Genomic DNA, 23,158 nt, shown 5'->3' with positions numbered 1-23,158 from the left:
CAAATGAAAATGAAAAGATATCTTTTAGGCTTATTCCTGCTCGTGCTGGCGCATACGGCGTCTGCGCAGCGCTTTGCCTATGTAGATACGGAATATATTCTTGGCCATATGCCTGAATACAAATCGGCGCTGAGCCAGATGGAAACCGTGTCTAAAGAGTGGCAGAAACAGGTGGATGCAAATTTTTCAGAGATCGACAAAATGTACAAGGCCTACCAGGCCGACCAGGTGCTTTTGACAGATGAGATGCGCAAACGCCGTGAAAATGAAATTATAGAAAAAGAAAAACAGGCGAAGGAATACCAGCGCCTCAAGTTCGGCCCGGAGGGCGACCTTTTCCAGCTTCGCAGCAAACTGCTGAAACCCGTTCAGGAAAAAGTGTCTACCACCGTCCGCACGCTGGCCAGGGCGAAAAATCTTGACTTCGTTTTCGACAAGGGAAACGATGCAACCATGATCTATGCCAGCAGCAGTTTTGACATCAGCAATGAGGTGATCACGAAACTGGGATATAAACCCGGACAAAGACAATAAACTATAAACAACGTAACTAGAAAACAATTAAGTAAAATAAAAGTGATGAGAAAGTTGATTAACGTATTTTTTGTAGCAGGAGGATTGGTGCTTGCAGGCAACGTGGCTAGCGCTCAACAAAAAATCGCGCATTTGAATTCTGAGGAGATCTTTGCAACGCTTCCGGAAGCCAAAACAGCTCAAACCACCCTTGAAACATTGGGTAAACAGAAGCAGGACGAGATCACCAAAATGACCACAGAGTTTCAAACTAAACTCAAAGCTGCTCAGGACAAAGAAAGAACGCTTAGCGAGGCAAATAAAGAAGCCGTAACCAAAGAGTTGCAGGCAGCCAATGTTGAATTGCAGGAGCTTCAGAAACGCATTACCGACGCCAACCAGAAGGCTGACCAGGAACTGCGCCAGAAACAGGCAGACCTGCTGAACCCCATGCGTGTTAAAATTGACAACGCCATCAAGGCAGTAGCCAGGGAAAAAGGATTGTCTTATGTTTTTGATACATCAGACCAGGGTGCAGGCAACAATGTCGTGTTCTGGGATGGTGGTGATGACATTACCGGAGCGGTGAAAACCAAACTGGGCATTTCTCCAAACGCAAAACCTGTAGCAGCAGCGCCTGCGGCAACAAAAAAATAGTAAGAACTGATGTTCAATATAAAAAGGCGGAAGTAGTTCCGCCTTTTTTTTGTCTGAAAAATGAAGGGACCCATCGGGATATTTGATTCAGGTTATGGCGGTCTGACTGTTTTTAAGTCGATCGCCGCCAGGCTGCCAGGCTACAGTTACCTGTACTTCGGCGACAATGGCCGCGCACCCTATGGTGACCGATCGTTTGAAACGGTATACCTCTACACCTGGGAATGCGTACAGTGGATGTTTGCCCAGGGCTGCCCCCTGGTTATCCTTGCCTGCAACACCGCCTCTGCGAAAGCGCTGCGCAGCATTCAGCAGAACGAGCTTCAGACATATTATCCGGAAAACAGGGTGCTCGGCGTGATCAGGCCAACGGCCGAAACAATTGGCAACTTTACCCAGACTGGCAGCGTTGGCGTGCTGGGGACGCGGGGTACGGTGCGCTCGGCATCTTATCCCATAGAGATTGCCAAATTTTTCCCCGATGTGGCGGTAAGCCAACAGAGCTGCCCGCTATGGGTGCCGCTTATTGAGAACAACGAACACGAGTCTGCAGGAGCGGATTATTTCGTTAAAAAATACCTGGACGAACTGCTGGACGGCCGTCCCGAAATTGATACGTTGCTGCTGGCCTGCACGCATTACCCGCTGCTGATTCCAAAAATAGACCAGTACCTGCCCGCCGGAATCAGGCTCGTCTCGCAGGGTGCCATCGTTGCCTCTAGCCTGGAAGACTACCTGCTGCGACACCCTGAAATTGCCAGCCGCATTGACTGCAGCATGCAGCAGCAGTTTTTCACCACCGGCGATGCACCTTCATTCGAAGAGCATGCCTCTGCATTCTTCGGCCAGGCTATTCACGCCATCGCCGTAAACGGTTTCAAAAAGTAATTTTCCGGGCAAACTTTACATTATTCTGTTGGCTGAACGCCTGTAAAAACCCTACATTTGCGCCTTGAAACTTCTTTCATGAGCGATCAGATCAAACACGAATGCGGAATTGCTTTCATCCGCCTGTTAAAACCTCTCTCATTCTACCGCGAAAAATACGGCACAGCACTTTACGGATTGAACAAACTGTATCTTCTGATGGAGAAACAGCACAACCGCGGCCAGGACGGAGCAGGGATAGCAACCATTAAGCTGGATGTAAAGCCGGGAAACCGTTACATCAGCAGGTACCGTTCTATGGCTTCGAACGCCGTGGCCGATATTTTTGAATATGTGCAGAACAAATTTGTAGATATCCAGAACAACACGCCCGAGCTGATGCAGGACACCGAGTGGCTGAAAAATAATGTCAGCTTTATCGGCGAAGTGCTTATGGGACACCTGCGTTACGGTACGCATGGTAAAAACAGCATTGAGAACTGTCACCCTTTCCTGCGCCAGAACAATTGGATGACGCGAAACCTCGTCATTGCCGGGAACTTCAACATGACCAATGTAGATGAACTGCTCGAGCAGCTTTATGAACTGGGGCAGCATCCAAAAGAAAAAGCAGATACAGTTACCGTGCTGGAAAAGATCGGTCATTTTCTTGACGATGAAAACCAGGACCTGTTTGACCAGTATAAGCAGGAGGGTTTGAGTAATGTAGACATTACGCATAAAATATCCGACAACCTGAATATCGGCAATATTTTACGGCGTTCGGCAAAAACCTGGGATGGGGGGTATACGATCTGCGGAATCGTTGGTAATGGCGATGCCTTCATTATGCGCGACCCCGCGGGTATTCGCCCGGCCTATTATTACGCCGATGACGAGATCGTTGTGGCAGCATCGGAGCGTCCGGCGCTGCAGACTGCGTTTAACATCCAGTATAAAAACGTACGTGAAATACAGCCAGGCCATGCGCTTATTGTCAAAAAAGACGGGTCTGTTGCCGAAGAGATGTTTCGCGAGCCGACAGAAAAACTGTCCTGCTCATTCGAGCGCATTTATTTCTCGCGCGGCAGCGACGCAGAAATTTACCGGGAGCGTAAACACCTGGGCAAATTGCTTGTAGATGAGATCCTGAAAACTGTCAAACACGACATTGACAACACTGTATTTTCTTTTATACCCAATACCGCTGAAGTTGCATTTTTCGGAATGGTCGAAGGGGTACACCAATACATCAGGGACCTGCAGAAAAAACATCTGCTTGAAAATAAGGACCAGCTGAATGATGAGCAGTTAGACAGACTCCTGTCGCTCAGTCCGCGGGTGGAAAAACTGGCCATTAAAGACGTGAAACTGCGCACGTTCATTACCCAGGATGCAGACCGGCAGGACATGGTGGCCCACGTATATGACTCAACGTATGGCATTATCCGCAACCATGTCGATACGCTGGTGGCCATAGACGATTCAATTGTTCGTGGAACCACACTGAAACAGAGCATCATTAAGATCATGGACCGATTGCATCCGAAAAAGATTATCATCGTATCATCGGCGCCGCAGATCCGTTACCCCGATTGTTACGGCATAGATATGTCGCGTATGGGACAGTTTGTGGCATTCGAGGCAGCGATTCAATTGCTCCGGGAACGAGGCATGGAACAGGTCATTGAAGATGTTTACGATAAATGTAAAGCATCGGTGCTGTTGCCCAAGGAAGAGATCGTGAATCATGTTAAAGATATCTACCGGCCGTTCAGCCGTGAAGAGATCTCGGCACAGATTGCGAAAATCATCACCCCGAAAGATACCGTAGCAGAAGTAGAAGTGATTTATCAATCGCTCGAAAGCCTCCATGTTGCGTGTCCTAATCACCGCGGCGACTGGTATTTCTCGGGCAATTACCCAACGCCGGGTGGCAATAAAGTGGTGAACAAAGCTTTCATCAACTGGCGTGAGGGGATTAACCAGCGTGCCTACTAGCTATACCGGCTTCTAAAACGAACAGGACCTGTTGCAAAGCAACAGGTTTTTTTTTGCTAGTCTTCGGTTTCGATGCGGGTATGTCTGCGGGTGTCAGCCATGTTGAGGTACACCAAAAGCGAAATAAAAATACAGGCGGTAATGTACCAGAAAAAATAATGCTCATTACCAGCGTGTTTGAAATACAGGGCCAGGTACTCGGCAGATCCGCCAAAAATGGCGACCGTGAGCGCATATGGCAGACCCACACCCAGGGCACGGATCCTGGCAGGAAAAAGTTCAGCTTTGACGACTGCGTTGATGCTCGTGTAGCCGCTCACAATAACCAGTGCGATCATGAGCATACAGAAGGCCTCCAGTTGTGACGTGGCGCGGCTTAATCCCGTAAGCAATGGGACGGTGAACAGGGTGCCGGCTACACCAAAGCCGATAAGCAGGGGCTTGCGCCCGATGCGGTCTGAAAGAGCGCCGAAGACCGGCTGCAGCAGTGCAAAAGCCAGGAGGCTGATAAATGACAAAAGCGTCGCATCGCCCTTGGTCATGCCAACCGTATTGACCAAAAATTTTTGCATATAGGTCGTGTAGGTATAAAAGGCGAGCGTACCGCCCAGCGTGAGACCGACCACAGTCAGCACCTCGCGCGGGTGCCCCAGCAGGGCTTTCATGCTGCCGCGTTGTGACGGGTTGTATTCGGCTGAGGCTTGGAAAGCACGTGTTTCATCAAGCAGGCTGCGCAACCGGAGGGCGACGAGCGAAAGCACCGCGCCGATGAAAAAGGGAATCCGCCAGCCCCATTCCTGCAATTGTGTTTCGCTCAGGATCATCTTCTGCAGCAGCAACTGGATGCCCAGGGCGATCAGCTGGCCGCCGATCAGTGTTACGTACTGAAAACTGGAATAAAACCCGCGGTTCTTGGCATTGGCCATTTCACTCAGGTAAGTCGCAGAAACCCCATATTCGCCGCCTACGCTCAGGCCCTGCAGCAAGCGGGCCAGCAGCAGCAGAACCGGTGCTGCAAGGCCTATGCTGTTGTAGGTCGGGGTAAAACAAATGAGCAGGGAACCGAAAGACATCAGGAGCACAGAAGCCGTCATCGACTTTTTCCGGCCGAGGCGGTCGGCCATGGTGCCGAAGATCCAGCTCCCCAGCGGGCGCATCAGAAAACCCAGGGCAAAAACCCCTGCACTGTTCAGTAACTGAACAGTCTGGTCGGCAGCCGGGAAAAATGCAGCCGAGAAATAAATGGCGAACGCGGAATAGGCGTACCAATCATACCATTCAACAAGGTTGCCTATCGAGCCGCCAAGGATGGCCCGTATGCGGCGGTGTTCGTTCTGGCTGGGCTGCGGTTGGACACTCATAGGCAGGGATGGGAAGGGTTTAGTAGTATTTCATCATGACCTGTGCCAGCAGCCTGACCGCGAACAGCAGGATGACAACACCGGCAATCTTATTCAGGTTCTGAATGGTTTTTTCCTTGATCCGGTAGCGCAATTTAGAGGCGTAATACGTTTTAATGGTATCGACGCTGAGCTGCGTCACCATGGCAATAACGAAAAAAAGAATTTTCTCATTCATTTCATAATGCAGCTGGGCCGACACGATGCCGCCAACCATGAGCCAGAACATCAGGGTGGTGGGCGATAACAGGCACATCAGAAAGCCCTTTAAAATGTAGCCCCGTTTGCGTACTTTGATCAGTTCAGAAAGTTCATAGTTTACTTTAACTTTTTTGAACACGTAATACAGGCCAATGCCCAGGAGGAATGTGCCGCCCACCAGGCCAAGGTATTTGTTATAGCTTGATTTATAGTCTACAAAGGTCGAACTGAAAATGGTCAGTGAAATAAAAATGATATCGCTCAGCACCACGCCCATGGCCAGTGAAACGCCTGCCTTGAAGCCTTTCTCTATACTCGTTTTGATCATGGAGAAAAAAACGGGTCCCGTCAGGAAGGAGAATAGAATTCCCGCCCCTATGCCTTGCAATGCCGCTTCGAACATGCTGCAATTATATTAAAATTAAACCAAAATACCAGCTTGAATCGAACCGGGAAAATGCCGCCAGCGCCGTTTGCAATGCAGATAATACTTCAATAAGTCTTTATTTTTATTTATGTTTAGCCCGCAAAAAAAACATCAAAAAACCGATAATGGAAAAAACGTCACAAAAGAATTATGGAACTGCATTGTACACCATCATTACCGTATTCTTCTTCTGGGGGTTTGTAGCGGCGTCTAATGGGATCTTTATACCTTTCTGTAAAACACACTTTGACTTAACACAATTTGAGTCGCAATTGATTGATTTTACATTTTATGGCGGCTACTTTATCGGGTCTCTCATCCTGTATTTTGCATCGCAGGCCAGCCGCGTTGACATTCTCAATAAGGTTGGCTACAAAAAGGGGATCATTTTTGGACTGGTACTTTCAGCAGTCGGTGCATTGCTGATGATCCCTGCAGTAGGGTCAGGATCATTCCTGTTTATCCTGTTTGCATTTTTCGTTATTGCACTGGGTTTCTCACTGCAGCAAACAGCAGCCAATCCATTTGTGGTGGCACTGGGTGATCCTTCGGGCGGTTCGCACCGTCTGAACCTGGCGGGCGGGATCAACAACTTCGGCGGCCTGATGGGCCCCGTCATTGTCAGCGTGGTCCTGTTCGGAACAGCAAGCGATGCCGTGCCGAAAGTGGTCGAGATCTCTTCGATCAATACATTGTATTACATTCTGGCGGGTTTGTTCCTGGCTGTTGCCATCTTTTATTCGGTTACCAAGCTGCCCAGCGTAACCAGCAACGAGACCATGGAGAACAGCCCTAAACCAAACGGGCCGCTGGTTGTTATGATCGCCGGCTTCCTGATGGTCGCTGCTGCAGGTCCCCTTGCAGAACTAACCGGCATCAGCGCATCTGTCTTCGTTTATTCATCGCTGGTCATTACCCTTGGCGCACTGCTGTTCGCTTATTTTGTGAAGAAAGACAGCGCGAGCTTGCCGAAATGGGGCGCCATGCGTTATCCCCAGCTTATTCTGGGTATGCTGGCCATCTTTACCTACGTGGGTACAGAGGTGACCATTCAAAGTAATCTTGGTGCTTTGCTTGCCGAACCAAATTTCGGGGCCATGAGTAATTCTGATATCAAACCTTATATTTCGTTGTATTGGGGCAGTATGATGATTGGCCGGTGGACAGGTGCGGTCAGTGCGTTTAACCTGAGCAGGTCTACAAGGACCATTCTGACCATTGTGGTACCGTTCATTGCTTTCGCTGTCATTTTATTTGTAAACCATGCAACAGGCACCGATGTAGGTAACCTGTATGCCTATGCCATCAGCATTGCTGTGATGATCGCTGCTTTTCTTATCGGTCAGGAAAAACCGGCAAAGACGCTGGCTATCTTTGGTACATTGGGTGCAGTAGCTATGCTTGTCGGTCTTTTTACAGAAGGTCAGGTTTCTATTTTTGCATTTGTAAGCGGCGGCCTATGCTGTTCGATCATGTGGCCCTCTATTTTTGCCCTGTCTATTACCGGCCTGGGCAAATACACCAGTCAGGGCTCGGCATTCTTGATCATGATGATCCTGGGTGGCTCAATCATTCCACCGATCCAGGGCGAGCTGGCCGATAGCATCGGGATCCATAGCTCTTACATTGTGCCGGTGCTTGGTTTCCTTTACCTGATCTATTTTGCCTGGAAGGTGAGTGCAGAACTTCGCAAACAGGGCATAGACATCGAGAAAATAGAAGCCGAAGGCGGACACTAAAGTTTTATCGAACCCGGGGAGATTTTCCCGGGTTTTTTTTCAATACCATTAACACCAATCAAACCACTAACCAACCACTACCAACTATGGAGAGTAAACCTCAAAACAATTATGTCAGGCAGATGGTCATCATCTGCGCTCTATTTTTCGTTTTTGGCTTCGTAACCTGGCTTAACGGGACCCTGATCCCTTTTTTGCAGATTGCATGCGACCTGCACGAAAAACAAGCGCTTTTTGTTACGTTCGCCTTTTACATGGCTTATTTTTTCCTGGCCATTCCATCTTCGGCCATTCTTAAAAAGACGGGTTTTAAGAACGGCATGGCGCTGGGGCTGTTCGTCATGGCCCTTGGGTCGCTGATCTTCATCCCGGCCGCCCAGCAGCGCGCGTTCGGGCTGTTTCTGACCGGGCTTTTTGTGCAAGGCGCCGGACTGGCGCTTTTGCAGACCGCTTCAAACCCCTATGCAGCCATTATCGGACCCAATGAAAGTGCGGCGCAGCGAATCAGCATCATGGGAATCTGTAACAAGATTGCCGGGGCAATCAGCCCGCTGGTGCTCAGCGCCATCGTGCTGAACAACGCTACGGCTATCGAAGAAAAGATCAAAGTTGCAGCCGGCGAAGCACAAAGAACCGCATTGCTCGACGAGCTCGCATCAAAAGTGATCATGCCGTATATCGTCATGGCCGTCATTCTTATTATCCTGGCTTTCCTGATTAAACAATCCTCCTTGCCCGAGATTGATACCGATGGGGCCGAAGCTGCAGACGGCACAGAGGCTGCTCCTAAAAGCAGTGTCTTTGGCCATCCGCACCTGCTGCTTGGCGTGATCTGCCTGTTTCTGTATGTTGGCGTAGAAGTGATGGCCGGAGACGTCATCGGTAACTACGGCCGGGCAATGGGCATGAGCCTGGACACCACAAAGTATTTCACCACGTTTACGCTGGTCTCCATGCTGGTGGGTTATGTGATCGGGATCTTTACCATTCCGCGTTTCATTAGCCAGCAAACCAGCCTCAGGGTGGCGGCGATCCTTGGTATGCTCTTCACAGCCGGTGCATTCCTGACAGAAGGTTATACTGCCGTAACCTTTATCGCGCTGCTGGGTCTTGCGAATGCGCCCATGTGGCCTGCTATTTTTCCGCTGGCGATCAACAAACTTGGCAAGTTTACGAAAATCGGTTCCGCCATGCTGGTTATGGGCATTGCCGGCGGCGCCATTATGCCGCAGATCTATGCAGAGCTGAAGTCGACCTTTGGCATGGCCAACAATACGGCTTTCCTGGTTACCATGCTGCCGTGCTACCTGTACATCCTGTATTACTCCATTGCTGGCTACAAAGTCGGACTGAAAAAATGAGCAAACCCAGCTTTAACCATATTTTTATGAACCTGGCTACCGACCTGGCCGCCCGCTCACATTGTGTGCGGGCGCACGTCGGCGCCGTTTTAACAAAAGATACCCGCATCATTTCGATCGGTTATAACGGCCCGCCCGCCGGAACGCACAATTGCGACGAAGAGTGGCCCGCCGAGGGCTGCCAACGGGATTCGAAAGGCAGCTGCTCGCTTGCCCTGCATGCAGAGGAGAACGCCATTCTGTATGCTGCCAAAAATGGTGCAAAGATTGAAGGCTCCACGCTGTACACCACGCTTTCGCCCTGTATTGCCTGCGCCCGGCTCATTCTGTCATCAGGGATCGGGACCGTGTTTTACAAATATTCTTACGCTGCCTATAAAGGCCTGCCGAGCGATGAGGGCGTTGATTTTCTAAAGAAATTCGGCGTAGAGGTCATTTTGCTCGAACCGTAAGTCGCCTGGCAGTCTTCCCTTGCCCAATCAAAATTCTTGCTACGAAAGTACTTGTAGCGTTCAGCCTTTCGGCTTAAATACCTATCTTTGCCCATGCACGAAAAAATCATTATTCTCGATTTTGGTTCGCAGTACACACAATTGATTGCACGCCGCGTACGCGAACTGAATGTTTACTGTGAAATCCACCCTTTCAACCACCTTCCTGAGTTTACCGGCGACGTAAAAGGCATCATTTTGTCGGGCAGTCCGTATTCCGTACGGCAGGCAGATGCCCCGCAGCTTGATTTGACGCTGTTTCATGAAAAATACCCGGTACTGGGCGTCTGTTATGGAGCGCAATACCTGGCGCAGCAGGCAGGAGGGGAGGTACAGCCATCGACCATTCGTGAGTATGGCCGGGCCAACCTGGGTTTCATTCAGCATGAGGATAAACTTTTCAAAGACATACCGGCGCACTCGCAGGTATGGATGTCGCACGGCGATACCATCGTTACAACGCCGGCTAATTTTGAGATCACCGCAAGTACCGATACCGTACGCGTGGCCGCTTACCGTGTAACCGGCACCGACACGTATGGCATTCAGTTCCACCCCGAGGTTACACACAGTACTGACGGTAAACAATTGCTTAAAAACTTCCTGGTAGATATTTGTGGCTGCAGCCAGGAGTGGACACCAGATTCTTTTATCGAAGAAACGGTAAGTGAACTGCAGCAGCAGCTCGGAAATGACAAGGTCGTGCTTGGTCTTTCGGGCGGTGTAGATTCAAGTGTAGCCGCCATGCTGCTGCACCGTGCAATCGGTAAAAACCTGCACTGTATTTTTGTAGACAACGGGCTGCTCCGGAAAGATGAGTACGCTTCTGTGTTGGAGCAGTACAAACACCTGGGGCTGAATATCAGAGGTATAGATGCCAAAGATCGTTTTCTGAGCCAGCTGGCAGGTATAAAAGACCCTGAATTAAAACGAAAAGCGATTGGCCGTGTTTTCATAGAAGTATTCGACGATGCGGCGCATGAAGTGCAGGATGTAGTATGGCTGGGCCAGGGAACCATTTACCCCGACGTAATCGAATCGGTATCAGTTAAAGGACCCTCAGCGACCATCAAATCACACCACAATGTCGGCGGCTTGCCCGATTTCATGAAACTGAAGATTGTTGAGCCGCTGAAGACCTTGTTTAAAGATGAGGTACGCCGCGTTGGCAGGAGCCTTGGCCTGGAAGATTTTATCCTGGGACGACATCCTTTCCCCGGCCCGGGCCTGGCCATTCGTATTCTGGGCGAGGTAACGGCAGAGAAGGTGGCTATTTTGCAGGAAGCTGATTCGATTTACATCAATAACCTGAAAGAAGCCGGTTTATACGACCAGGTCTGGCAGGCCGGAGCAATTTTCCTGCCGGTACAGTCGGTCGGTGTGATGGGTGATGAGCGCACCTACGAAAACGTGATCTGCCTCCGTGCGGTTGAGTCGCTCGACGGGATGACGGCAGACTGGTGCCATCTGCCTTACCAGGTGCTTGCCAAGATCTCGAACGAAATTATAAATAAAGTGAAAGGCATTAACCGGGTTGTTTATGATATTAGCTCGAAACCACCTGCAACGATTGAGTGGGAATAGATTTTCTTTTTTGCTTCTGCTGCTGGTCTTAGCCGGTTGTTCGCCTAAAATACGCAAGACAACCGATACGCCGGTCAGGGAGCAGGAAAAAGCGATTGAGAAAAAAGAAGTCAGAAGATTTTCGGAAGCAAGGATTTCGTTGCTGCTTCCGTTTGACATTAGCCGGGCGAAGCTTGCCGCAGTGACCAAACAGGACCTTGAAAAATCCTCGCTTGCGATTGATTTTTACCAGGGGTTCAAACTTGGTCTGGATTCTGCTGCGCAATCCGGTCTTAATTTTCAGCTGCATGTCTTTGACACCCGCGATGAAAACAGCCAGATCGCAACACTGTATAAAAATGAGGATTTTCAGACCAGCCACCTGCTGGTTGGTCCCATATTTCCGCAGGGCCAGAAATTTATCGCATCGTATGCGCATGAACACCAAATCCCTGTCGTTTCGCCCTTGGCTGCTTCGAACCCACGCGAGTTCAACAATCCAAATCTGGTCTCGGTCGTCAACAACATCGAGCTGCATGCCGGTAAAATTGTCGACTACATCTCGGATCATTATGATCCTGCTAAAACGATCGTTGTGCTGATCAATCCGAAAACGACAGACGACGAAATCTTCGCTGCGCCCCTTCGCAGCCAGCTCCGGCAAAACAAACGCAAATTTGTGGTTCAGGAGTTTGCTTCGGTATATGCCCTAGAACGCCGGCTGGTGAAGGGTAAAAACTATGCTGTACTGATTACTTCAGATGACCGCAAATTCGTTACGCCCAGCATCGATAAACTGTATAAATTGAAATTCCTCAAAACAGGCGGCTACCCGATCAACCTGTTTGGCCACCCCAACTGGATGAAACAAAGCTACAGCACCGATAAACTGCAAAAGCTGAATACAAGTATTACCAGTTCTTATAAAGTTGACTACAAGTCGGCAGTTACCAAATCCTTTATCAGGAAATACCGCAGTACATTTGGTTTCGAGCCGGGCGAGTATGCATTTAAGGGATTCGACAATGGCCTTTATTTTGGCAGGCTTCTTTCAAAGTATGGCCCCGCTTATGCCAGACATCTGCCAGACGAGCCCTACAAGGGCTTGCATAACAATTTCAGGTTCGTTTACGACCGTGAACTGGGGTATATCAATACCGAACTGATGTTGCTGCGCTACAGCAATTACGCTTTGCAGGTGATCGATTAATGATGAAGGCCGTACACCAACTCAGAACATTTGAGCAGCTTCTGGCCGCTTATGACGGCAGCATGCCGCTACACCGTTTTTTGCCCGGTTTTTTTAAGAAAAACAGGCAGATGGGCTCTACCGACCGGCGCTGGGCTTCGCGGTACATTTACAGTTATTTCAGGCTGGGCGGCATGCTCACCGAACTGAATGTTGCCAAACGGCTGGCCATAGCCGACTTTTTATGTCATGAAGACATGAGCCCTGTTGCAGCACAGCAACTGCCCGAACTGGCAGGATTGGAACAGCGGCCGGCCGATGAAAAACTTGGTGCGCTGCGGCATGCAGGGTTCAATGCCGATGAAACACAGGTGTTTCCTTTTGGTGGTTTGCTGTCTGAAGCGATCGACGAGGCTGCATTCTGCAAATCTATGTTTGTGCAGCCAGAACTGTACATCCGCATAAGGGATGAACAGGTGCCGCAATTGCTTGAAAATGCGGGGCAAACGTTTGAACAGCTCTCAGACCATTGTCTGGCCCTCCCCAATGGAGCCAAACTCGAAACGCTGCTGCCCGAGCACAGTTATTATGTACAGGACCTTTCCTCGCAGCATACGGCTGGTTTTTTTCAGCCTGAAAAATATGGCAAGTGGTGGGATGCATGTGCAGCTTCAGGCGGCAAATCACTGCTCATTCATAGCCTTGAACCCAGCATCGAGCTGGTGGTGAGCGATATCCGCGAAAATATTCTTGATAACCTGGAGGAACGTTTTGCGCAGGCCGGCATCAGGAAATACCAGCGAAAGCAGCTCGATCTGTTGCAGAACAACGACCAGTTGCTGAAACATTATGCTTTTGACGGTATCATTCTCGATGCACCCTGTTCAGGTTCGGGCACGTGGGGCCGTACGCCTGAACTCGCGCAATTTTTTGACAAGCGTAAGATTGCACAGTTTTCCTACCTGCAAAAATCGATCGCTAAAAATGTGGTTACGTACCTAAAACCGGGCAAACCATTGATCTACATTACCTGTTCAGCCTTTCGGGCCGAGAACGAAGAAGTGGTGGAATTCATGCTCGACACCCTGCCGCTTGAACTTGAACGCATGGAGTTGATTGACGGTTACCGCCGCAAAGCCGACACCATGTTTGCAGCCCGGTTAATCGGGCGATAATGGCAAAAAAAATCCCCTCTAGACAAGGGGATATCTTCTGTTAATTCTGAACCATTCTGAGAAAGGCTGCGATTTTTGCTTTCATAGCCCGCCGGTCTACGATGAAATCAAGAAAGCCATGCTCAAGGACAAACTCTGCGGTTTGAAACCCCTTCGGAAGGTCTTTTTTGATTGTTTCTTTGATAACCCTCGGACCGGCGAAGCCGATCAGCGCGCCCGGTTCAGCAATGTTTATATCGCCAAGCATGGCATATGAAGCCGTCACACCGCCGGTAGTCGGATCTGTAAGCAGCGAAATATAAGGTACTTTTGCCTGGCTCAGCAGCGCCAGTTTTGCGGAGGTTTTGGCCATCTGCATCAGCGAGAAGGCAGCCTCCATCATGCGGGCACCGCCAGATTTTGAGATCATGAGAAAAGGCACCTTGTGCTCCAGGCTGTAATCGATAGAGCGGGCAATTTTTTCTCCTACAACAGAGCCCATAGAGCCGCCGATAAAATTAAAATCCATACAGGCGATCATGAGTTCCTGGCCTTCGACCTTGCCGTGTGCGGCACGGATCGCATCTTTGAGGCCGGTTTTTCTCATGCTATCCTGGATGCGGTCTGAATAAGGTTTGCTGTCCACAAAATTAAGCGGATCGCCCGAGATCATATCGGCAAACAATTCGGTGAACTGGCTGTCATCAAACAATACCTCGAAGTATTCTTTAGACCCTACCCTGAGGTGATAGCTGCAGTAATGGCAAACGTATTTATTTTCCTGGAGTTCCGATTGGTGAAGCGCTTTCTTGCAATTCGGGCATTTGTTCCAAAGCCCGTCTGGTGCTTCTTTTTTTTCTTCTGTAGAGGTAATGATACCTTTTTTTTCTCTCTTAAACCAAGCCATATGTATGTGAAGAATCGGATACAAAGAAACGAAAAATATTAGAACTACGTGCAACAGATTGCCAGCGCGCTGCTGGCCAGTCTGAATTGTAAACTGTGGTTTTTTTTTATAACTTCGGGCGCAACAAAAATCCAACTACAATGAGTTTAAAAGGCTACAAAGGCGTAATTTACGGGGATGCCGTTCAGGAATTATTTGAACAGGCAAAGAAACATCAATTTGCTTTACCTGCAGTGAACATTACAGGTACCAATACCCTTAACGGTGTCATGGAGACGGCAAAAGCGGTGAATTCTCCTGTAATTATCCAGCTATCTAACGGCGGAGCGCAGTTCTATGCCGGCAAGTCCTTAGACAATGACAAACTTCAGGCGTGTATTCTCGGTGCGGTATCTGCCGCCAGGCACGTTCACCTGCTTGCAGAACATTACGGCGTAGGGGTGATCCTGCATACCGATCACGCTGCAAAAAAACTGCTTCCCTGGATCGACGGCCTGCTTGACCACGGCGAGAAATTCTTTGCTGAAACCGGCAAACCACTGTTCTCTTCGCACATGCTTGATCTGTCAGAAGAGCCGATCGAAGAAAATATGGAAATCTCTGCCCGCTATTTTGAGCGCATGAGTAAAATGGATATGACCATTGAGATCGAGCTTGGAGTAACCGGCGGCGAAGAAGATGGTGTAGACAACAGCGATGTGGACAGCTCTAAATTGTACACCCAGCCCAGCGAAGTTTGTTATGCTTATGATGAACTGAGCAAAATTTCGCCGCGCTTTACCGTGGCAGCGGCTTTCGGCAATGTGCACGGCGTATACAAACCAGGAAACGTAAAACTGCAACCAGTCATTCTGAAAAACTCGCAGGACTTTGTTCGTGAAAAGTACAATCTCGAGGCAGAAAAACCGATCAATTTCGTGTTCCATGGTGGTTCGGGCTCATCGCAGGAAGAAATCCGCGAAGCGATCTCTTATGGTGCCATTAAAATGAATATCGATACCGACATGCAGTGGGCATTTGCAGAAGGCGTGTTTGGCTATTACAAAGCGAACGAGGCTTACCTGCAGGGCCAGATCGGCAATCCGGAGGGAGAAGACAAGCCAAACAAAAAGTACTACGATCCGCGTGTCTGGCTGCGCAAAGGCGAAGAGGTATTTGTGAAGCGCTTAAAAGCAGCTTTCGAAGACCTGAACTGCGTAAACGTGAACGATAAACTCTAACAATATCCATTTTATGAAACGCCGCATGCGACCAGCATGTGGCGTTTTTTTTTACTTTTGTATGCCCGGCGCAGCACACAATGAACCGGAGCAGTTGATCCACATCGACCGTTGTCTGAAGGCTTGGCCTATAAACATGTTAAATAATGAATCAGATCCTGTCTGTACAGAAAGTAAACAATGATGACGACCTGCAGAAGGTCTTTGCGATCAGGAAGACGGTCTTCGTCGAAGAGCAGAATTGCCCGCCTGAACTGGAATGGGAAAACGAGGAGGTTTCTGTTCACTTTCTTGCGCTGTACAATGAACAGGTTCCCTGCGGCGCCTGCCGATGGCGGAAAACAGACCAGGGGTACAAGCTGGAACGGTTTGCCGTACTGCAGGAATACCGTGGAAAAGGTGTAGGCCGTGCACTGGTGGCCAAAGTGCTGGCTGATCTGCCTGCAGATGCGGACTTCATATACCTTAACGCTCAGCTTGAAGCCACGGGACTCTATGCAAAATTTGGTTTTGTAGCTGAAGGCGAACAGTTTGAAGAGGCGGGAATACAGCATTTGCGGATGGTTAAACGAAGCTAAAGCTGCCTCTTTATACTAAAACATACATGATATTTGTGTCTGCAGCCAAGTTTTGTGCCTGGTCATGCTGTATTTGACCGTTTGCTGTACGCGGTTGCGTCATAGCTGTATGTTGGCAAATATCGGGAAAGGTGTTTTCCAGATTGATCCGATTTTTGTAGATTTTGCTATGTGGGCTATTGATTTAACTTACCGGTCAGAATTTGAAGAAACTTTCCATCGTCTCAATGAAAAAGTAAATCTACTTCGCAATAGCCGGCGATATCGCCCCCGGCATTGCAAAAGATTCGTGAAAGCCTTTCCATTGAATGGACTTACCACTCGAACAGCATTGAAGGCAACACGCTCAGTCTTCGTGAAACCCAGATGGTTTTGCAGGAGGGGATCACCATTAAACGGAAGTCGCTCCGTGAACATTTTGAAGCGGTAAATCATGAGAAGGCAATTGATCTGCTTTACCAGATCGTGAGTGCTGCCTATAAGCTGCGGTGTATTGATATTCTGTAGCTGCATGCATTGCTATTACGCCGCCTGCGCAACGCCGGCGTCCGTATTGCTGGTGCTAACTTTGTTCCGCCCAATGCCGCAAAAGTATCCGGCCTGCTTGATGAGCTTGTAACTTATGTTCAGACTAATCCGCAGCAACTGGATGCCCTCGAACTGGCCACTGTATTTCATCACAAGCTGGTCTGGATCCACCCATTTTTTGATGGCAACGGTCGTACGGCGCCTTTAGCTATGAACCTGCTTATGTTGCGTGAAGGTTTCCCGCCGGTCATCATCTTAAAAGATGATCGCCGGAAATACTACGATGCACTGAATCAGGCCAACAACGGTAACTATCAAAAATTGATGCTCCTGACGGCGCAGGCTGCAGAACGCAGCCTGAACATTTACCTGCAGGCCCTGCCTGGCCGGGAAGAAGGTTATATGGAAATCTCAGATCTGGTCAAAGAACCTGACATGCCGTATGGTCAGGAATACATCAGCCTGCTGGCGCGTCAGGGAAAAATAGATGCGCATAAGGAGGGGCGGTCATGGGTAACGAGTAAACGGGCCGTGCGTTCATATATGGATAGCCTGAGCAGGAAGCGCCGCAAGCCCTAACGAAAGATTGCCGGTGAATAATTCATCGCCTCCTGCCATTTTTCCATGTTCAGCGGCGGCAGCATATTGTGTTCGTTCAGGTGCTGCAGCACCGCTTCTGTTGCGATATTTCCTGTCAGGTCATCAGCTGCCATCGGGCAGCCGCCGAAACCTTTCAATGCTGAATCGAAACGGGTACAGCCGGCCTCAAATGCGGCCCGGATCTTGGCTTGGCGCTGCTGCGCGGTCGCATGCAGGTGCAGGCCGATTTCTGTTTCAGGGAAGTTGCCGATGAGCAGGGGAAGCAGTTCGCTGATCTGTGCCGGCTGGGAAATACCGGTGGTATCGGCAAGGGAGAGGATGCTGGCACCGGCGGCGGTAAGGCGGCCTGCCCAGTCTGCGACCAGCTGCACGCTCCAGGGATCGCCGTATGGATTGCCGAAACCCATAGACAGGTAAATGACAGCCCTCTTGCCCGACCGGTCGCAGGTGTCAAGCAGCTGTTTTACCGTTTCCATTGACTGGGCCATGCTGCTGTTTGTATTTCGCTGCTGAAAGGTTTCTGACAGGGAAAAAGGGAAACCGAGGTAACTGATTTCGGGATGCGTAGCCGCTGTTTCTGCACCCCGAACATTGGCAACGATCGCCAGGAGTTTTGATCGCGTTTCGCCGAGCTCGAGTTGTGCCAATACTTCGGCCGTATCACGCATTTGCGGAATGGCCTTAGGCGAAACAAAACTGCCAAAGTCAATGGTATCAAAACCCACCTGCAGGAGCAGGTTAATGTACGCGGCCTTCAGGTGCGTTGGCACAAAGTCGTGCAAGCCCTGCATGGCGTCGCGGGGACATTCAATGAGTTTGAGGGGGCGCTTTTCCACTTGTTGTTGCTATGATCAGACAGTACCGATAAGACATGCGCCTTTGGCAATTTAAGCCAAAAGCCTGTGGTTACCGGATTACCCGATTCTTATATGCATCGTAATCCGTAAGCTGTGTCTGATATTCGTTCTGCATATATGGCGAAGATACCAAAAAATCGGCAGTAGCCCGGTCACAGGCCATGGGAATGTTCCACAGAATGCCGATGCGCAGCAAGGCTTTCACATCCGGATCGTGTGGCTGCGCTTCCATCGGGTCCCAGAAAAAAACGAGGATGTCAATTTCACCCTGAGCAATCAGGGCACCGATTTGCTGGTCGCCGCCGAGTGGTCCGCTCAGCATTCTGCGTACGGGTATGCGGAGGCGTTCTTCAAGAATTTTTCCGGTTGTGCCGGTGGCGGTGAGTTCGTGCGACTGCAAAATATCGCGGTTCGCTGCTGCCCATTCAAGCAGGTCATCTTTCCGGTGGTCGTGTGCAACAAGTGCGATGCGTTTGTTTGGTTTGAGTGTTCGGTATGTCATAAAATCGTTTGCGTCGGTTCAGGCTCCTTTGGCCTTTTCTCATATTCCCTGATGATCAGCCTGGTTCCGCGGTCGTAGCTGAAATAATTCCATACCCAGTTTACGAACACAACCACTTTGTTTCTGAAACCAACCAGGGTCATCAGGTGCACAAACATCCAGGCAAACCAGGCAAAAACGCCCTGAAAGCGGATTTTGTGGAGATCGACCACGGCTTTGTTGCGGCCAACGGTTGCCATAGAGCCTTTGTCGAAATATTTGAAAGGCTCAAGCGCGCGATTCGATACGCGATTATACAGATTTTTCGCGAGGTGTTTGCCCTGTTGTATGGCGGCAGGTGCCACACCGGGCAGACCGAGGGGCGTTTCTTCTGTAATCATGGCTGCAATGTCGCCGATCGCGAAGACGTTTGTATAGCCTTCAACGGCATTGTATGCATTTACTTTCAGGCGGTTTCCGCGAACAATACTGGCGGCGGCAAACCCGGGTATCAGTTCGCCCATCACGCCTGCCGACCAGATCACGGTCGAGGTCGGTATGCTTTGGCCGTCTGCCAGTTTTAAAGTGCTGCCATCGTAAGAAAGTACGCGCGACTCTGTCAGCACGGTTACACCCATCTCCACAAGAAAGTCCTTGGCTTTTTTCTGGGCCTGCGGAGACATGGCGCCGAGCAACTCTGGTGAGCCTTCGATCAGGTAAATGTTCACCTTGTTCAGATCAAGTTCAGGGTAGTCGTTTTTAAGCACATGGCGTTTCAGCTCGGAGAGGGCCCCGGCGGTTTCAACGCCCGTGGGGCCGCCGCCCACCACCACGAAATTCAGCAGTGTATCGTAAACGACCTTGTTGTTTTCAATCAGCGATTTTTCCAGGTTCTGAAGGATCAGGCTGCGCAGGTTCAGGGCCTCAGGGATGGTCTTCATGGGCATGGCATTGGCCTCGATCTCTTTTTGGCCGAAATAATTGGTTGTTGAACCGGTTGCCATGACCAGGTAGTCGTAACTGATCTCACCAATGTCAGTAATCACTTTATTGGCCTCGGGAATGATTTCCTGAACCTCTGTAACGCGAAAGACAAAGTTCTCCTGGCCCTTGAAGATCTTTCGCAGTGGAAATGCAATCGAATCTGGTTCAAGACCACCGGTCGAAACCTGGTAAAGCAAAGGCTGGAAAGTATGGTAATTGTGCCGGTCGAGCATGACAACCTGAAAAGGTTTGTTTCTGAGTTTCTTTGCGAGTTCTATGCCGCCAAACCCGCCTCCGATCACCAGTACCCTGGGATGTTCGCTTTTCGGGAGTTCCAAATTCATTCTTGAGGGTTGAATAAAATAATGTGCTAAATAAAAAAGGCGTTCTTTTTTAAGAGAACGCCTTTAACCCGGAATGGTTTTTTAAATTATTTTTTACCCTTTTGTGCCAGATCGATAACGATTGGGGTTGAAATACACAACGAGGAGTACGTACCAATGATACGACCGATCAACAGGGCGAAGATAAACCCGCGGATGCTGTCGCCGCCAAAAATAAAGATGACCAGCAGCACGAAGAATACCGTCAAAGATGTCAGAATGGTACGGCTCAGGGTACTGTTCAATGCAAAATTGATCAGTGTGTTTCTTTCTTCGCCATACATCTCATCTTTTCCGGCTTCGGCCAGGCGCTCACGGATACGGTCAAAGACAACGACCGTTTCGGTCATCGTGTAACCCATAACCGTCAGGATGGCGGCAATAAAGTCCTGCCCGATCTCCAGTGAGAAGGGAAGAATGCCGTCAAGAATAGTGTAGAAGGATAAGACCATCAGCACGTCGTGGAAAAGTGCGATTACTGCGCCCAGGCCATACTGCCATTTGCGGAACCTGACCACGATGTAGATAAACATGAGGATACAGGAGAAGAGGATGGCTCCGTATGCACCGTAAACGATATCGCTTGCAATGATCGGATCGACCCGCTGCGAGCTCACGATGTCGTATTTTGTTCCGGCTCCGTCCAGTCCTTTTTTCAAAGCAGCCTCTACTTTTGCGTCGGTGCCTTGCCCAGGCTCAGACACCAGGTACGCCGTGGTAATCTTCAGCTGATCGTTGCCGCCGGCCGTTTTTACTTCAGGCGCCTCGTCTTCAAATGCTGTGGTCAGCTTTGAACGCAGATCTTCAGGTTCAACACTCTTGTCAAAGTGTACCAGGTAGGTACGGCCTCCTTTGAAATCGATACCAAGGTTCAGGCCGCCATTTTTGAAATAGAAGATGATACCGAGTAAAATGATTGCAGAGGAGATGATATAATAGAGCTTACGACGTCCAACGAAGTTGAAAGCAATATTTTTGAAGGCATTACGCGTCAGCCCGTTGTCGAACGTGATCGACATCTTGCGGTTCAGCATCGAGTCGAACACAACACGCGAAATAAGTACGGCAGCGAAAAGGGAAGAAGCGATACCGATACAAAGCGTGGTTGCGAAGCCCTGAACCGGGCCGCTGCCGAACACATACAGGATCACTCCCAGAATAAACAAGGTCGCATTTGAGTCAATGATCGAAGACATGGCGTGTTTAAAGCCGTCCTTGATCGACTGTGCGGTCGATTTTCCCTGCGCCAGTTCCTCACGAACCCTTTCAAAAATCAGGATGTTCGCATCGACCGAAAGGCCGATCGTGAGCACGATACCAGCAATACCAGGTAAGGTAAGCACGGCGCCAAGCGACACCAGGATACCAAGTATAAAGAACAGGTTAATAAGCAGGGCAAAGTTGGCCACCCAGCCGGCACGGTGGTAATACAGCGCCATGAAAACCAGGATCACGATAAACGCAATCACAAATGAAATGAGACCATTGTTGATTGCTGTCTGGCCAAGCGTAGGACCAACGACAAATTTGCCGACAATTTTAGCCGGTGCAGGCAGTTTACCTGCCTTCAATATGTTTGCAAGATCTTTTGTATCTTCTACTGTAAAGTTCCCTGAGATAGACGAAATGCCGTTGGGAATTTCATTCTGCACCGTTGGTGCTGAATAAACGTTGTTATCGAGAACGATGGCGATTGCCTTTTTGTTGTTCGGGTCTGAGGAAGCTTCGGCCGTCAGTTTTTTCCATTTGGCTGCGCCTGAAGGCTTCATGAACATGGTTACTTCAGGACTGCCTTTCTGGTCGTAATCGGCACGGGCTTCGCTGATCGCATCACCCCCCAGGGCAGGCTGGCCATCGGCCGAGGTTACCTTGATCGCGTACAATTCAAATTTTTTGCTCTGCTCGTCAGGCTTCACGCTCCACATGAACTTCATGCTTTGCGGAATGGTTGCGGCGATCTCCGGCTTGCGAAGGAAACCATTTATTTTTGATGTATCTCTTTTCTCTACATAACCAACAATGGCTGAGGTAGGGTATACCTGCGGACCCTGTTCGCTCTGGAACATTGGAAGTTCAAGCACGGCAAAAAGCGGGTTGCTTTTGCTGAGTTCAGATTTACGAATATCAGTCGAATCTTTGCTGCCGCCCTTTTTGATCAGGTCGCCCAGTTTTCCACCTTCTTTTTTAGTGGTATCTGCAGAAGCTGCGGTGGTTGTATCGGCTGTTTTGCTGGTTGCCACCAGGGTCTTGTTGATGTTATCCAGCAGCGGGTAAACTTCCTGAAGCTGGTAAACCTGCCAGAACTGAAGTTCGGCAGAACCCTGAAGCAGTTTCTGCACGCGTTCCTGGTCCTGTACACCCGGCATCTCGATCAGGATGCGGTTGGTACCTTCCTGTTTCTGCATGTTCGGGCTCGCCACGCCAAAACCATCGATACGGCTGCGCAGAATGATGAATGACCGGTCAATGGCGCTCGAAGCTTCGCGGGTCAGGTAATTTCTAACCTCTGTATTGCTCGAAGTCGACTTGATTTGTTGTGAATTTTCGGTGGTTGCAAAGAAATCGGCCAGTTTAACGCCGGGACTGAGTTTTTCGAATTCATTGATAAACAGGTTAATGAAATCGGTTGTGCTGCCCTGGTCCTGCAGGCGTTGTGCATTTTGCAAGGCCTTGTTAAAGTTCGGGTCGCTGGTGTTGTTGGCCAGTGATTTAACAAGCTCGTTCAGGGAAATTTCCATTGTTACGTTCATCCCGCCCTTGAGGTCAAGACCCAGGTTCATTTCCTTGCTTTTGCAGAACTGGTAAGTCAGGCCGAAAACAGGATAAACCGGCTCGGAGGCAATTGAATCGAGATAGGCTTTCTCTTTCGCTGCATCGCCCTTGGCGTACTCTTTCGCATCTTTCTCAACTTTAGCTGTAACCAGGTTAAACGACAGATAATACGCACAGACAATAGCTAACAGTATTGCCAAAAACTTTATAAAACCTTTTCCTTGCATTGTTTGTTGTAATTTTTATTCGATAGTTGTTTTTTAAAACAAGTCGGCAAATCTAATT

At 49.5% G+C, this 23,158-nt stretch carries 21 protein-coding genes; 14 read left to right on the top strand and 7 right to left on the bottom strand.

Annotated features, from left to right (window positions below; genetic code table 11):
- The first annotated feature begins 9 nt into the window (after nucleotides 1-9).
- The 4 genes from C7T94_RS15820 (at nucleotide 10) to C7T94_RS15805 (ending at nucleotide 4,038) form a co-directional block, all read left to right on the top strand.
- Nucleotides 10-534 carry an OmpH/Skp family outer membrane protein gene (locus C7T94_RS15820; protein WP_107216788.1) on the top strand — a complete coding sequence of 175 codons (525 nt, stop codon included), beginning with the start codon at nucleotides 10-12 and terminating at the stop codon, nucleotides 532-534.
- A 45-nt stretch (nucleotides 535-579) separates the two neighbouring features.
- Entirely contained in the window at nucleotides 580-1,170 is a 591-nt protein-coding gene (locus C7T94_RS15815; RefSeq protein ID WP_107216408.1) for an OmpH/Skp family outer membrane protein, read from the top strand.
- Between the two features lie 60 nt (nucleotides 1,171-1,230).
- Nucleotides 1,231-2,058 (top strand): glutamate racemase, encoded by an 828-nt coding sequence (gene murI, locus C7T94_RS15810; RefSeq protein WP_107216406.1) that lies wholly within the window; start codon nucleotides 1,231-1,233, stop codon nucleotides 2,056-2,058.
- 78 nt (nucleotides 2,059-2,136) lie between these two features.
- Complete coding sequence (locus tag C7T94_RS15805) at nucleotides 2,137-4,038, top strand: amidophosphoribosyltransferase (RefSeq protein WP_107216404.1); 1,902 nt, start codon at nucleotides 2,137-2,139, stop codon at nucleotides 4,036-4,038.
- A 56-nt stretch (nucleotides 4,039-4,094) separates the two neighbouring features.
- Here C7T94_RS15805 and C7T94_RS15800 read toward each other — a convergent pair whose 3' ends face one another.
- The gene (locus tag C7T94_RS15800; protein ID WP_107216402.1) at nucleotides 4,095-5,399 is read right to left on the bottom strand and encodes an MFS transporter; all 1,305 of its coding nucleotides are present in this window, start codon (nucleotides 5,397-5,399) and stop codon (nucleotides 4,095-4,097) included.
- Between the two features lie 19 nt (nucleotides 5,400-5,418).
- Complete coding sequence (locus C7T94_RS15795) at nucleotides 5,419-6,042, bottom strand: LysE family translocator (RefSeq protein WP_107216400.1); 624 nt, start codon at nucleotides 6,040-6,042, stop codon at nucleotides 5,419-5,421.
- Nucleotides 6,043-6,191: 149 nt separating this feature from the next.
- On the opposite strand from C7T94_RS15795, the gene C7T94_RS15790 reads away from it, so the two are divergent.
- The 6 genes from C7T94_RS15790 (at nucleotide 6,192) to C7T94_RS15765 (ending at nucleotide 13,584) form a co-directional block, all read left to right on the top strand.
- Nucleotides 6,192-7,805 carry an MFS transporter gene (locus C7T94_RS15790; protein WP_107216398.1) on the top strand — a complete coding sequence of 538 codons (1,614 nt, stop codon included), beginning with the start codon at nucleotides 6,192-6,194 and terminating at the stop codon, nucleotides 7,803-7,805.
- 86 nt (nucleotides 7,806-7,891) lie between these two features.
- Entirely contained in the window at nucleotides 7,892-9,166 is a 1,275-nt protein-coding gene (locus C7T94_RS15785; protein ID WP_239495043.1) for a sugar MFS transporter, read from the top strand.
- Nucleotides 9,163-9,618 carry a deoxycytidylate deaminase gene (locus C7T94_RS15780; RefSeq protein ID WP_107216396.1) on the top strand — a complete coding sequence of 152 codons (456 nt, stop codon included), beginning with the start codon at nucleotides 9,163-9,165 and terminating at the stop codon, nucleotides 9,616-9,618. Before C7T94_RS15785 ends, C7T94_RS15780 begins: the two co-directional genes overlap by 4 nt.
- A 93-nt stretch (nucleotides 9,619-9,711) precedes the next feature.
- Nucleotides 9,712-11,241, top strand: a complete 1,530-nt coding sequence (gene guaA, locus C7T94_RS15775; RefSeq protein WP_107216394.1) for a glutamine-hydrolyzing GMP synthase — start codon at nucleotides 9,712-9,714, stop codon at nucleotides 11,239-11,241.
- Nucleotides 11,228-12,430 carry an ABC transporter substrate-binding protein gene (locus tag C7T94_RS15770; RefSeq protein ID WP_107216392.1) on the top strand — a complete coding sequence of 401 codons (1,203 nt, stop codon included), beginning with the start codon at nucleotides 11,228-11,230 and terminating at the stop codon, nucleotides 12,428-12,430. Before guaA ends, C7T94_RS15770 begins: the two co-directional genes overlap by 14 nt.
- The gene (locus tag C7T94_RS15765; protein ID WP_317046926.1) at nucleotides 12,430-13,584 is read left to right on the top strand and encodes an RsmB/NOP family class I SAM-dependent RNA methyltransferase; all 1,155 of its coding nucleotides are present in this window, start codon (nucleotides 12,430-12,432) and stop codon (nucleotides 13,582-13,584) included. The genes C7T94_RS15770 and C7T94_RS15765 overlap by 1 nt, the downstream gene beginning before the upstream one ends.
- A 40-nt stretch (nucleotides 13,585-13,624) precedes the next feature.
- Here the strand turns inward: C7T94_RS15765 and accD are convergent, their stop codons facing one another.
- Nucleotides 13,625-14,470 carry an acetyl-CoA carboxylase, carboxyltransferase subunit beta gene (accD, locus tag C7T94_RS15760; protein ID WP_107216389.1) on the bottom strand — a complete coding sequence of 282 codons (846 nt, stop codon included), beginning with the start codon at nucleotides 14,468-14,470 and terminating at the stop codon, nucleotides 13,625-13,627.
- 140 nt (nucleotides 14,471-14,610) lie between these two features.
- Here accD and fbaA point away from each other — a divergent pair, with 140 nt between their 5' ends.
- From fbaA to C7T94_RS19565, 4 genes are all read left to right on the top strand, one after another.
- Entirely contained in the window at nucleotides 14,611-15,690 is a 1,080-nt protein-coding gene (gene fbaA / locus C7T94_RS15755) for a class II fructose-bisphosphate aldolase (protein ID WP_107216387.1), read from the top strand.
- Nucleotides 15,691-15,836: 146 nt separating this feature from the next.
- Nucleotides 15,837-16,268 (top strand): GNAT family N-acetyltransferase, encoded by a 432-nt coding sequence (locus tag C7T94_RS15750; RefSeq protein WP_107216385.1) that lies wholly within the window; start codon nucleotides 15,837-15,839, stop codon nucleotides 16,266-16,268.
- A gap of 276 nt (nucleotides 16,269-16,544) precedes the next feature.
- Nucleotides 16,545-16,775, top strand: a complete 231-nt coding sequence (locus tag C7T94_RS19570; RefSeq protein ID WP_204353311.1) for a Fic family protein — start codon at nucleotides 16,545-16,547, stop codon at nucleotides 16,773-16,775.
- 9 nt (nucleotides 16,776-16,784) lie between these two features.
- Complete coding sequence (locus tag C7T94_RS19565; RefSeq protein WP_204353310.1) at nucleotides 16,785-17,375, top strand: Fic family protein; 591 nt, start codon at nucleotides 16,785-16,787, stop codon at nucleotides 17,373-17,375.
- Here the strand turns inward: C7T94_RS19565 and C7T94_RS15740 are convergent.
- The 4 genes from C7T94_RS15740 to secDF form a co-directional block, all read right to left on the bottom strand.
- Nucleotides 17,372-18,232, bottom strand: coding sequence for a hydroxymethylglutaryl-CoA lyase (locus C7T94_RS15740; RefSeq protein ID WP_239495042.1), 861 nt, complete (start codon nucleotides 18,230-18,232; stop codon nucleotides 17,372-17,374). The two genes, C7T94_RS19565 and C7T94_RS15740, sit on opposite strands and share 4 nt — an antisense overlap.
- Before the next feature lie 70 nt (nucleotides 18,233-18,302).
- Nucleotides 18,303-18,755 carry a methylglyoxal synthase gene (locus C7T94_RS15735; RefSeq protein ID WP_107216381.1) on the bottom strand — a complete coding sequence of 151 codons (453 nt, stop codon included), beginning with the start codon at nucleotides 18,753-18,755 and terminating at the stop codon, nucleotides 18,303-18,305.
- Entirely contained in the window at nucleotides 18,752-20,062 is a 1,311-nt protein-coding gene (locus C7T94_RS15730) for an NAD(P)/FAD-dependent oxidoreductase (RefSeq protein WP_107216379.1), read from the bottom strand. Before C7T94_RS15730 ends, C7T94_RS15735 begins: the two co-directional genes overlap by 4 nt.
- An 86-nt stretch (nucleotides 20,063-20,148) precedes the next feature.
- Entirely contained in the window at nucleotides 20,149-23,100 is a 2,952-nt protein-coding gene (gene secDF / locus C7T94_RS15725) for a protein translocase subunit SecDF (RefSeq protein WP_107216377.1), read from the bottom strand.
- Between the last annotated feature and the right edge of the window lie 58 nt (nucleotides 23,101-23,158).

The organism is Pedobacter yulinensis (assembly GCF_003029735.1).
GTDB classification, from domain to species: Bacteria; Bacteroidota; Bacteroidia; order Sphingobacteriales; family Sphingobacteriaceae; genus Pedobacter; species Pedobacter yulinensis.
Note: the sequence above shows the minus strand (reverse complement) of the source record. Positions and strands in the feature narration are given on the sequence as shown.